This window comes from Modestobacter caceresii, assembly GCF_000761485.1.
Classification (GTDB): Bacteria; Actinomycetota; Actinomycetes; order Mycobacteriales; family Geodermatophilaceae; genus Modestobacter; species Modestobacter caceresii.
Genome location: NZ_JPMX01000032.1, coordinates 1 through 11,595, shown reverse-complemented (window position 1 = coordinate 11,595; position 11,595 = coordinate 1). Strand labels below are relative to the sequence as shown.

Below are 11,595 nucleotides of genomic sequence, written 5' to 3'. Positions count from 1 at the left end.
GCTCCGCCTGGCCGGCGCCCGATGAGCCCGCGCGTGGGCGCGGGCTCCAGCGGGCGCGCCCGGCGCCTGGTGTCCCGGGCGGTGCTGGCGAGCGCGCTGCTGGCGCTGTGTGCCGTCGGGCCCACGGGGTCGACGGTGCCGCCCGGCGCCACGCCCACGGCAGCCGCCACCGGTCCCGGCGCCACGGGGGCCGTCGTGCCGGCCGGCGCGGCGCGCCAGGTGGTCCCGGTCGAGCGGTTCGGCGCCGTGGGCGACGGCGTCCGCGACGACACCGCGGCGCTGCAGCGGGCGCTGGACAGCGTGCCGGCGGGGAGCACCCTGCGGCTCCGCGCGGGCGCGACCTACCTGCACTCCGACGTCCTCCGGGTGCGCACCCCCGGCCTCACGGTCACCGGCGCGGGCGCGACCGTCACCGCCACCCAGGAGACCCGGTCGGCCTTCCACGTCGACGCCGACCGGGTGGTGGTCGAGGGGGTCACCTTCGCCCTCCGCACCTCCACCCAGCGCTTCCACGCCTACGAGCAGATGAAGGTCCGGGTCTCCGCCGACGGGGTGGTGCTGCGCGACGTGCACGTCCGGGGCGCGGCGGCGGCCGGCTTCTACGTCGGCAACGGCTCCGGCGGGTTCCTGCTGGACCGGGTGACGGTCGTCGGCAGCCGCGCCGACGGCGTGCACGTCACCGGCGGCGCGCACGACGGCCGGGTCGTCTCCCCCGTCACCACCGGCACCGGGGACGACGGGGTCGCCGTCGTCTCCTACCGGGCCGACGGGGTGCCGTGCGCGCGGGTGCAGATCACCTCGCCGACGGTGAACGGGACGACGTGGGGCCGGGGCATCTCCGTCGTCGGCGGGGACGACATCACCTACACCGACGTGGCGATCCGGGACACCGACGCCGCCGCGGTCTACGTGGGCAGCGAGGGCGACCCGTACTACACGTTCCCCTCGCGCCGGGTGCGGGTCACTCGCGGCACGGTGACCGGAGCCAACGCCAACCCGGCCAAGGACCACGGCGCGGTGCTCGTCTACGCCGGCAACAGCGGCACCACGACCGCCGACGTCACGATCCGGGACCTGGCGGTCAGCGGCACCCGGGCCGGCGCCAGCTGGGACCTCGGGGTGCTGGCCGACCCGGGCGCGGGCGTCCAGCGGGTCACCCTCTCCGGGATCTCGCTCACCGGTGGCCCGCCGCGGCCGTTCTACACGAACGTGCCCCCGGCGGTGCGGCTGCTCGGCGTCCGGGACGACGGCTCCCCCGTCCCCGACCGCCGCGGCTGGTGAACGGCCGGCTCAGCCGGCCGGCCGCGCGCCGAACGCGTGGGCCCGCGCCGTCCAGGCCGACAGCACGGTGACGGCGTCCGGCTCCGGCAGCCCCTCGGGGCGGTGCGCCAGCGGCACCGGCGGACCCCAGCGGGTGTAGCGCTCGGCCAGCCCGGCGGGCACCAGCAGCAGGTTGGTGCGCGGCGTCCGGCGCAGCTCCCGGGCCCAGCGCAGCGGCGAGGTCAGCACCGCGCGCACGTCCCGGGCCCCGAGGACGACGACGGTCGCCCGCCGGCCGGCGACGACGTCCCGACCGGCGGCGGCGCGCCGGCCCCAGAGCACCACCACGTCGACGTCGTCCAGCGCCGCGTCGGGCAGTGCGGCGGGCTCGAGCACACCGGTGCGCCAGCCGGCGGCGGTCTGCGCGGCGGCGGTCGCCCGGGCCGTGGCCAGCTCGGCGGGGCCGGCGACGTGCAGCACGCCCAGCACCTCGCCGAACACCGGGGTGGAGAGGATGGCGCGGACGTCAGCGGGCACGGCGGACCGCCTCCAGGGTCTCCTCGACGACGTCGTCCCAGCCGCGGCGGGCCGGCCGGAGCAGCACCGGTGGCCGGGTCCGGCCGAGGTGCTCCACCAGCGCGGCGGCCCACACCTCGGGACGGCGGCCGGGCAGCCGCTGCGCCCCGACCGGGGAGGCCTCGGCCAGCGCCGGGTCCTCCGAGGTCAGCACCGGTGCGCCCAGCGCCAGCCCCTCCGCGGCGGGCAGGCCGAAGCCCTCGGCGAGGCTGGGGCACAGCACCACCCGGGCGTGCTCGTAGAGCCAGCGCAGCCGGCCGTCGGGGACGTGGCCCATCGCGAGGACCGCGCCGTCGGCGGCCAGCCCGGCGAACGCCCGGCCGCGGTCGGTGGGCCCCCAGCTGTCCGGGCCGACCACCACGAGCACCGCGTCGGGGACGGCGGCGCGCACCTGCGCCCAGGCGTCGACGACCAGGCCGACGTTCTTCCGCGGTGAGGGGTCGCCCACGACCAGCGCGAACGGCCGGCCGACCAGCTCGGGCACGACCTCCGGGACGACGTCGGTGAGCGAGGAGCCGTCGGGGTGGTGCACCACGGAGGTGCGGGGGGCCGTGGACGGCAGGTAGCTGACCAGCCGCTCCCGGGTGGCGGCGCTGACGCACACCAGCGCGTCGGCGGCCCGCAGCGAGGCGAGGTACGGCGGGCGCACCAGCCAGCGCTTGGCCCGGCCGAAGTCGTGTGGCCGGTCCAGCGCGAGCATGTCGTGCACGGTCAGCACGCCGACGCCGGGCACCCCGCGGGGCAGCAGGTGCTTGGTGCCGTGCACGACGTCCATCGGGCCGCCGACCCGCGCGCCGGCCAGCCGCTCGACGGCGGAGACCAGCGGGCCGCGGCCGGGCAGGGTGTGCACCCGGTCGGCGTCGACCAGGTGGGTGAAGGCCCCCTGCGCACCGGCGCCGGCCAGCACGTGCAGCTCCACGTCGTCGCGGGCGGCCAGCCCGCGGGCCAGCTGCACGACGTAGCGGACCATCCCCCCGCCCTCGCCCGACGGCGGGACGTGCGTGCCGATCAGCAGGTAGCGCAGCGGGCGGGGCGTCACAGCACGGCTCCGGTACGGCGTCGTCGGGCACGGTTGACCAGCAGCGCCACCACGACCAGGGCGACCAGCCCGGGGGTGGCCCGGCCCTGGCCGAGGTAGAAGTAGCGCGGCAGCTCGAGCATGGTCAGCACGAACAGCGGATAGAGCAGCAGGCCCCAGATCCGGCCCTCGCGCAGGGCGCGGTGCAGGGTGCCGGTCAGCAGCCCGGCACCGAGGAAGAACAGCAGCCCGCCGGCGATCCCCAGGTCGACGAACGGGCTGGCCACGCCGCCGTAGTTGTTGAACTCCGGGTTGCCGAACTGGGCGAGCGCCAGCGTGTAGGCGGGCTCCGGGTCGACGCCGGTGAGCGACCGGAACAGGTTCAGGCTGCCGATGCCCGGCGCCGTCCAGAACGCCGACCACAGGTCGTAGGGCAGCCCGGCCGGCTCCTGGTGCAGCAGCCGGATGGCGCCGTTGTTGTAGGCGGTGACGTAGTAGCCGGCGAAGCGCTCCACCACGAAGACGGGGAAGGACTGGCCGCCCTGCGCCGCGTAGAACACCCAGCTGCGCGAGTACTCGAAGGCGGCGAAGACCACCACCACCACCGGCAGCAGCACCGCGGGCAGGAACGCCGCGCGCCGGGTGCCCCGGGCGGTCCGGGACATCCCGGCCACCACCAGCACCAACAGCGGCACGAGCAGCTCGAGCAGGGCGAGGCGCTCGGTGACGAAGAAGGCACGCAGCAGGGCGAGGAAGGCGACCACCGCCAGCCGGCGCAGGTACCGCGGCCGGCGCCCCTGCGCCAGCAGCAGCACACCGGTCAGGACGACGAACGCGACGCCGAACTGGGTCATCGTGGTCAGCCCGGGCACGGTGCCCAGCTGGTCGCGGATGCCCAGGCCGTAGAGCTCCTGGTCGATCAGCGCGGTCACCAGCACGACCGGGTCCAGGCCCACCCGGACGGCGTTGATGCCGTAGGCGAGGTAGCCGACCATGGTCAGCCAGAACAGCACCGTGGCCGCGCGCTCCAGGACGCGCAGGTCGCCGGCCGACAGCCCCGGCCAGCCCGGCACCCGGCGGGCACCGCGCAGCCCCGGCAGCAGCGCACCGCCCAGGAACAGCAGCAGGCCGGCGGTGAACCACAGCGTCCACTCCAGGTCGATCGCCTTCGGGGTGCCCCACAGCGCCCGGTAGCGCTCGTCGGCGATGGCCAGGCTCAGCCAGGTGGTGGGCAGCGCGACCAGCCCGATCAGCGCGACCGGCGAGAGCCACCACACGCCCCCGGGCCGGCCGCCGAGGTCCGCCGTCCGCGGCCGGACGGCGGTGATCCGGGTGCTCATCGGGCTCCTCCGCCGTCCGGTTCGCGGCCGGCCAGCAGCCGCAGGCTGCGCCGCAGCTGCAGCCCGGGCAGCGGCGCCGTCCCGAAGGCCCGGCGGCAGACGACCGCGTAGGAGCCGAAGAGCACCACGGTCGCCGTGGCGCTGGTGAGGGCCAGCGCGAGCGGACCGCCCAGCCGGGCGGCGAGGACGGCGACGGGCACGACCACCAGGAGCGCCAGCCCGACGGCGCGGGCGGCGGTGCGGCCGTGGCCGGTGACGACGAGCAGCACCGCGCAGGAGCCGCAGACCGCCATGCCCAGGCCGCCGGTGGCCAGCACCGCGAGGTAGGGGGCGGCGTCGTCCAGGCCCTCGCCGTAGAGCGTGAGGACCTGCGGGGCGAGCAGCCAGGTGGCGGCGACCAGCAGCACGGTGACCGCGGTCGAGACGGTGGCCGCGGCCGACAGCAGGCCGAGCACCCGGTCGCGGCGGCCCTCGGCCTCCAGCCGCGCGGCGACCGGGGTGATCGCGATGTTGGCCAGCCCCTCGAGCACCGTGACCTGCATGGCCAGCACGCTGGCGGTCGAGTAGAGCAGCGCCTGCTCGCCGGGGAAGGCCCAGCCGGCCAGCCAGACGTCGCCGCGGCCGACCAGGAAGGCGCCGAGCTCGACGGTGAACAGCCAGGCCCCGCCCGCGACGGCGGCGGCCATCGGCGACCACCAGCGGGCGCCCCGCACCCGGGCCCGCAGCGGCAGCCGGAGCAGCACCACCGCCAGCAGCGCGAGGGAGGTCGCGGCGTAGACGGTGAGCAGGGTGACCAGCGACGTCCGGCCGTCCTGTGCCCAGACGACGACGCCCATGGCGAGCAGGGCGAGCACCGACCGGCTGTGGTGGGTGGCCGCGACCGACCAGCGGATCCGGCCGACCGCGGCGTAGACGTCGCTGATGGTGAGCCGGACCGTCTCCAGCACGATCAGCCCGGCGACCAGCGCGACCACCAGCGCGCGGTCGTCGCGGACGACCGCGGTGGCCACCCAGGCGACCGCCGGTGCGGTGACCACGCTCAACAGCGCGACCGCCCGCAGGTGGGCGAGCACCTGGGCGGCCACCTCGACCGGGGAGGAGGCCGCGGCGATCGCCCGGATGGCGTGCTGACCCAGGCCCAGCCGGCCGACCATCGGCCCGAGCATCAGGGCGCCGAGCACGGCCAGGAAGCCGGTGGCCGCGCGGTCGTCGAGGGTGCGGACCGCCAGCACCGACGTCAGGAACGTGGCGACCAGCCCGAGCACGGCCACGACCATCCGCAGGCCGAAGCTCCGGCGGACCTCCTGGCTCTGCTCCCCCGCCTGGACCGCCACGGTCAGGCCTCGCTGGCGACGGGCTCCTGCCGAGGGGACGTCGTCTCCTCCGCAGCCCGCGGGGGCGACGGCTGGGGCCGGTCGCGCCCCAGGTGCCGCCCGGTGGTGGTGACGACGACGCCGCGCAACGCCGGGCCGGACGACGTCACGTCGCGGACGGCGGCCAGCGCGTCCTCCAGCGAGGTGACCCCCTCCCCCACGACGACGACCGCCTGCTCGGCGTGCCGGGCGGTCTCGCCGAACCGGGCGCCGGAGGTGAGCGCCGGGGCGTGCAGCAGCACGTGCCGGCCGGCGGCGGTGTGCCGGGCGACGGTCGCGGCCAGCGCCGCGTCGCCGTCGTGCGGCGGGACGGCGAGGACGGTCAGCAGCGGCGTGTGCGCCTGCTCGCCGGGGAACTCCGCCGACCCGGGCGGGCGGCTGCCGTGCGCGTGCGCCGCGGTGGTCACCAGCACCACAGGGGCGCCGGTGGAGGAGATCGCCCAGGCCAGCTCCCAGGCGACCTCGGCGGCGCCGGCGCGCTCGTCGGCACCGACCACGACGAGGCGGCGGGCACCGGCGCTGACGTCGAGCACCTGCGGCACGAGCAGCCGGGCCGCCGAGAGGGCATCGGCCCGGGGCAGCTGGACGGGCACCTGCGGGCTGCGGCCCCGGACCCGCCCGGCCGGCAGCCGCGGCAGCAGCACGGGCACGCCGGCCGCCACCAGCAGCCGGGCGTCGAACAGCCGGTTCGACGTCGCCCGCCACACCGCGCCAGCGGCCAGCAGCAGCACGGCACCGAGCACGGCGCCCAGCACGGTGGACAGCAGCGCGGCCGGTGCGCCGGTCTCCTGGTCCAGGCTCGGGGCGCGCAGCACCGGCACCAGGTCGGGGACCCGGGTGGCGGCGCCGGTCAGCTGGCTCTGCTCGGCGAGCAGCCGCTCGACCTCCTGGGCCACCGGGCTGTTCACCGCGCCCGGCTCGCCGAGGGCGTCCAGCCGCTGCTGCACCGCGTCCAGCGCCGCGGTCACCGCCGTCCCGGCGGCCTCTTGGCGGGCGGTGACGTAGCCGTCGAGCAGCGTCGTCATGGCCTGGAGGGCCTGCTCGGCGGTGGGGGCGGTGGCGCTGATCCGCAGGACGTCGGAGGTGCCGACCTGTGCGACGGAGACGGTGACCGCGTCATCCGTCTGCTCGTCCTGGGTCAGCCGCAGCGCGTCCAGCGCCTCGAGCTGGCCGGCGACCAGGGAGTCGTCGGTGCCGGTCTGGGCGGTGGTCGGCAGCGGGCCGCTGAGCACCTGGGCGTCGGGGACGACCTCGAAGGTGGCCGAGGCGGTGACCTCCTCCTCGGCGGCGAGCCCGACCAGCAGGCCGAGCAGCCCGCCGAGCAGGGCGCCGACGAGCGCCAGCCGGGCCAGCCAGGCCAGCGGTGCGGCCGGCCCGGGCCAGGTGTCCGCCCGGGTGGCGTCGTCGGGCGCCCCGCCTCCCGGGTTGGTGCCGGCCGGCCGGCCTGTCGAGCTGCTCATGCGCGTGCGTCCTCCCTCGTGCCATCGGCGGAGTCCGCCCGCAACAGCGTCCAGATGATAGGGCTCGGCCGGCTGCGCTCTTGCCACTCATCCCTCCGGGTGAACGCCGGGTGGACGGCAGGGAACGGGGCGCTGACCTGCGAAGACGCCTTCACACCGCCGGTGGACACAGGAAGATCGACACCTAGGCTCTGCCGCGTGACCGAGGCCCCCACGCGCCCGCAGCGGGTGGCGGCGATCGACGTCGCGCGGGCCGTGGCGATCATCGGCGTGGCGGCCAACCACTCCATCGACGGCATGCTCAACGCCGGCCTGATCGGGGCCGACCACCCCCTCGAGGCGGTCAACTCAGCGCTGTACCTGTTCCGGATGCCGGCCCTGGCGTTCCTGCTCGGGCTGTTCGTGCCCCGCGCGGTGACCAGGCGTGGGGCGGCCGGCTACGTCCGCGAGCGGGCCACGCTGATGCTCTGGCTCTACCTGCTCTGGTACCTGGTGCAGAGCCTCGCCGAGCTGGCGACCAACGAGGTCAAGAACGTGCCGCGGGAGCCCGGGGCGATCTGGCGGGTGTGGGAGCCGTTCGCCCACCTGTGGTTCCTGCCGTTCCTGATCGTGACGTCGGTGGTGCTGGCCGTGCTGCGACCGTGGCAGGGCCCGGCCCGCCGGCTGCTGGGCGGCGGCGGGCTGGTGCTGGCCAGCCTGCTCACCTGGGGCTGGAACCCGACCCTGTTCGGGCTGACCGGGCTCTCGCTGCTGGCGTTCGCCGCGGCCGGGTCCATGGTCGGGCTGGCCCGGCTGGGCACGTGGATGCAGGGCCCGGTCCGGGCCTGGACGGCGGTCGGGCTGCTCGCCGCCGCCTCGCTGGGGCTGCTGCTCCAGGCCGACGTCGCGCCGTCGACCCTGCCGGCCGAGGTCGGCCTGGTCGAGCGGGCACTGAGCCTCGGCGCCGCGGTCGCCGGCACGATCGCGCTGCTCGCCGTATCGGTGCTGCTGGCCCGAGTGCCGCCGCTGCGCGACCTGCTGGCCGCGATCGGCCGCCGCACCCTGCCGATCTACCTGGCGCACGTGCTGGTCGTCGCCGGCGTGCGGATCGTGCTCGTGCAGCTCGGGGTCGACCAGCCGTACGCCATCGCTGCGGTGGCCGTCGTCGCCGGCGTCGGCATCCCGTTCGCCGTCGCCACCTTCACGGCCGGGCGGCCGTGGGCGAACTGGCTGTTCGACCTGCCCCTGGCTCTCCGTCCACGAACGCGCGGACCGGCTGCCGTCGACCCGTCATCCGCTCGCCGACTGAGCGCGGAGCAGGACCGGGCACCGAGCCGGCCGACCGGCCGGGACGGCGCCCGCCGGTAGACCGCGGGCTCAGCCGGCGCGGCGGCCCAGTGCGCGGTAGGTCCAGCCGGCGGCCACCCAGCGGTCGCGGTCCAGCGCGTTGCGCCCGTCGAGCATCCGCTTCTGCCCCACGACCTTGCCGAAGGCCACCGGGTCCAGGTCCCGGTACTGCTGCCACTCGGTGAGCACCAGGACTGCGTCGGCCCGTTCCGCAGCCTCCTCCGGGGTGTCCACGGCGTCGAGCTGCGGCCAGCTGCGGCGGATGTTGTCCCCGGCCGCGGGGTCGGTGACCCGCACCGCGGCGCCCTGCAATTGCAGCTGGGCGGCGACGTTCAGCGCCGGGGAGTCGCGGATGTCGTCGCTGTTGGGCTTGAACGCCGCGCCCAGCACCGCCACCCGCTTGCCGACCAGCGAGCCGTCGCAGACCTCGCGGGCCAGCTCGACCATCCGGATCCGGCGGCGCATGTTGATGTTGTCGACCTCGCGCAGGAACGTCAGCGCCTGGTCAGCGCCGAGTTCCCCGGCACGGGCCATGAACGCCCGGATGTCCTTGGGCAGGCAACCGCCACCGAAGCCGAGGCCGGCGTTGAGGAACTTGCGGCCGATCCGGTCGTCGTGACCGATCGCGTCGGCCAGCTGCTTCACGTCGGCCCCGGTCGCCTCGCACAGCTCGGCCATCGCGTTGATGAAGGAGATCTTCGTGGCCAGGAATGAGTTGGCCGCGGTCTTCACCATCTCCGCGGTCGCGTAGTCGGTGACCACCTGCGGGGTGCCCACCGCGACGATCGAGGCGTAGACCTCGTCCAGCATCGCCCGCGCCGTCTCACCGTCGGGGCCGGCAGGGAGGCCGTAGACCAGCCGGTCCGGGTGCAGCGTGTCCTGGACCGCGAAGCCCTCGCGGAGGAACTCCGGGTTCCAGGCCAGCATCGCCCCGGGCACCTTGCTCTCGACCAGCTCCGCCAGCCGGGCCGCCGTGCCCACCGGGACCGTCGACTTCCCGGCCACCAGGTCACCGGGCTTGAGCGCCGCCAGCAGGCTCTCAACGGCCGACTCGACGAACCGCAGGTCCGCGGCGTACTCCCCGCGCTTCTGCGGGGTGCCCACGCAGACGAAGTGGACGACGGCGTCGCCGGCGTCGGCCATGTCGGTGCTGAACCGCAGGCGCCCCGTTGCCAGGGACGTGCCCAGCAGCTCCTCGAAACCCGGCTCGTAGAACGGGGCCTTGGCCCGCTGCAGCGCGTCGATCTTCGGCTGGTCGACGTCGATGCCCACGACGTCGTGCCCGAGCTCGGCCATCGAGGCCGCGTGCACCGCGCCCAGGTAGCCGCAACCGATGACCGAGATCTTCATGCGCGTGCCACTCCCCTACCTGCGGACACCCGACGCGCCCAACTCCACGCGCACGGTAGACAACGCACCCGCCCGCGCGCCAGCCGCGGTCACCCAGCTGTGGCCGACTGTTCACCGGGTGGGACCGACGTCACCGACATCACCCGCGCGGGGAGACGTCCCTCCCTGGGATGACCCGGCCGTCCGCGACCGCTGCTCGGCGGCCCGCTGTCCTTAGGGTCCGATGGAGTGACGGAAAGGCGGTGGGCATGAGCAGCGTCCAGACGGATGGCGACGGACCCGCCGCGGAGTCGGCCGGTTCCGATGCCGAGGTGGTCGAGACCACCCCCCGACGGCGATGGGTGCGGCGCACGCTGATCAGCCTGAGCGCGCTGGCACTGGTGCTCGCGCTCGCCATCGGTACCGGCCTGTGGTTCGTCAGCAACCGGTACGGCGGCAACATCGAGCGGGTCGGCGACGTCTTCGCCGAACTCGACGACGGCGCCCGCCCGGCCCCCGCGTCGCCGGTCGACCAGCCTGAGGCGACCGCCGACCCGGTCACCTTCTTGCTGGTGGGCTCGGACACCCGCGCCGAACTCGAGCCGGGCGAGCTGCCCGACGCCCGCGCCGACGCGATCATGGTGGCCCGCTTCGCCGGCGACCGCGAGCACGCTCAGGTCGTCTCCATCCCCCGCGACTCCTGGGTCGACATCCCCGGGTACGGGAAGGACAAGATCAACGCTGCCTATGCGCTCGGCGGCCCCACACTGCTGATCGAGACGATCGAACAGCTGACCGGCGTGCGGATCGACCACTACGCGGCGATCGACTTCGCCGGGCTGATCCAGGTGACCGACGACCTCGGTGGCGTCGACGTCGTCGTCTCGGAGACGACGAGCAACGGGCCGTACACCTTCACCGCCGGCCCCAACCACCTCGACGGCGACCAGGCCCGCTGGTACGTGGGCCAGCGTTACGACCTGCCCGGTGGCGACTTCGATCGGGTGAAGCGGCAGCAGAACTACCTGCGCGCGATGTTCACCAAACTGTTCAGCCAGGAGGTGTTCACCTCACCGGGCAAGCTCGACTCGACGCTGCTGGCGGTCACGAACGCGGTCGCCGTCGACGATGCCCTCGACAACGGGGACCTGCTGTCGCTGGCCTATTCGCTGCGCGGCCTCACCCCGGCCGACGTCGAGTTCTTCACCGCCCCGGTGCTGGGCATCGGCACCGAGGGGGCGGCCAGCGTGGTCTACGTGGATCAGACGGCCGGCGAGCGCATGTGGGGCTACCTGCAGACCGACTCGCTGGGCCAGAACGCCGCCGAGTTCAGCGACGAGGCCCTGCCCGAGGTACCCCGGTGAACGCAGTCGCGCCGGGGCCGGGTGGACCACCCGACTCCGGCGCGACTGGACTGCTCACTGCGACTGCGAGCTCAGGTCAGCGGTAGCCGGGCGAGGTGTAGCTCCGGCCGACCGAGCCGGCGGGGACGAAGTCACCGGACGACGGGCGGCCCTGCTTCACGCTGCCGGTGATGGAGCTGTCCTTCGGCCAGGTCGCCACGCCGTTGGCGACCTTCGCGGCGCACTGCTTGTGGGTGACCGAGGGCCAGACGCTCTGGCCGAAGGGACGGCCGGGCCGGGGGGCGACGTAGACGCCGTCCAGGGCCAGCGGGTAGTCGTCGTTGCAGTCGGTCCAGATGTAGTAGCCACCCTTGCTGACCGTGCCGTCGTTCGTGCCGACGATGTTGGTGTTGCGGATGGTGCCGCGGCCGATCGGGCCGGTGTTCTCGAAGACGTGCAGGCCCTGGAAGTTCGACGAGCCGGTCAGCCGGTCGATGCGGTACTCGCGCAGGCCACCCCAGGGCTGGAAGACGTCGGCGTGGTTCCCGGTGCTCATGCCGCGCAGGCCGT

Annotated in this window: 10 protein-coding genes; 3 read left to right on the top strand and 7 right to left on the bottom strand. The window is 75.2% G+C overall.

The window, feature by feature from the left end:
• The coding region (locus IN07_RS09210) for a glycosyl hydrolase family 28-related protein (RefSeq protein WP_231558071.1) at positions 1–1,281 on the top strand (1,281 nt) is incomplete at its 5' end.
• A 9-nt stretch (positions 1,282–1,290) separates the two neighbouring features.
• On the opposite strand, the gene IN07_RS09205 is transcribed toward IN07_RS09210, so the two are convergent.
• From IN07_RS09205 to IN07_RS09185, 5 genes are read right to left on the bottom strand one after another with little or no spacing between them, the layout of a single operon-like run.
• Complete coding sequence (locus IN07_RS09205; protein WP_036335370.1) at positions 1,291–1,797, bottom strand: hypothetical protein; 507 nt, start codon at positions 1,795–1,797, stop codon at positions 1,291–1,293.
• Positions 1,787–2,875, bottom strand: a complete 1,089-nt coding sequence (locus tag IN07_RS09200) for a glycosyltransferase family 4 protein (protein ID WP_036335369.1) — start codon at positions 2,873–2,875, stop codon at positions 1,787–1,789. The genes IN07_RS09205 and IN07_RS09200 overlap by 11 nt, the downstream gene beginning before the upstream one ends.
• A complete protein-coding gene (locus IN07_RS09195; protein ID WP_052091065.1) occupies positions 2,872–4,194 on the bottom strand; it encodes a hypothetical protein in 1,323 nt (440 codons plus the stop codon). The genes IN07_RS09200 and IN07_RS09195 overlap by 4 nt, the downstream gene beginning before the upstream one ends.
• Positions 4,191–5,528: a lipopolysaccharide biosynthesis protein gene (locus IN07_RS09190; RefSeq protein ID WP_052091064.1), complete on the bottom strand. Its 1,338-nt coding sequence runs from the start codon at positions 5,526–5,528 to the stop codon at positions 4,191–4,193. The genes IN07_RS09195 and IN07_RS09190 overlap by 4 nt, the downstream gene beginning before the upstream one ends.
• Before the next feature lie 2 nt (positions 5,529–5,530).
• Positions 5,531–7,027: a P-loop NTPase family protein gene (locus IN07_RS09185; protein ID WP_036335368.1), complete on the bottom strand. Its 1,497-nt coding sequence runs from the start codon at positions 7,025–7,027 to the stop codon at positions 5,531–5,533.
• A gap of 198 nt (positions 7,028–7,225) precedes the next feature.
• Between IN07_RS09185 and IN07_RS09180 the strand changes: the two genes are divergently transcribed.
• A complete protein-coding gene (locus IN07_RS09180) occupies positions 7,226–8,374 on the top strand; it encodes an acyltransferase family protein (RefSeq protein WP_036335367.1) in 1,149 nt (382 codons plus the stop codon).
• A 9-nt stretch (positions 8,375–8,383) separates the two neighbouring features.
• Here the strand turns inward: IN07_RS09180 and IN07_RS09175 are convergent, their stop codons facing one another.
• Complete coding sequence (locus tag IN07_RS09175; RefSeq protein ID WP_036335366.1) at positions 8,384–9,703, bottom strand: UDP-glucose dehydrogenase family protein; 1,320 nt, start codon at positions 9,701–9,703, stop codon at positions 8,384–8,386.
• 248 nt (positions 9,704–9,951) lie between these two features.
• On the opposite strand from IN07_RS09175, the gene IN07_RS09170 reads away from it, so the two are divergent.
• Entirely contained in the window at positions 9,952–11,046 is a 1,095-nt protein-coding gene (locus tag IN07_RS09170; protein ID WP_052091063.1) for an LCP family protein, read from the top strand.
• 76 nt (positions 11,047–11,122) lie between these two features.
• On the opposite strand, the gene IN07_RS09165 is transcribed toward IN07_RS09170, so the two are convergent.
• Positions 11,123–11,595: hypothetical protein (locus tag IN07_RS09165; RefSeq protein WP_036335365.1), on the bottom strand; the 473-nt coding region annotated here is incomplete at its 5' end.

Coding starts and splice junctions, on each gene's coding strand:
- IN07_RS09175 (WP_036335366.1), bottom strand. CDS start 9,703: ATGAAGATCTCGGTCATCGGTTGCGGCTACCTGGGCGCGGTGCACGCG.
- IN07_RS09195 (WP_052091065.1), bottom strand. CDS start 4,194: ATGAGCACCCGGATCACCGCCGTCCGGCCGCGGACGGCGGACCTCGGC.
- IN07_RS09185 (WP_036335368.1), bottom strand. CDS start 7,027: ATGAGCAGCTCGACAGGCCGGCCGGCCGGCACCAACCCGGGAGGCGGG.
- IN07_RS09170 (WP_052091063.1), top strand. CDS start 9,952: ATGAGCAGCGTCCAGACGGATGGCGACGGACCCGCCGCGGAGTCGGCC.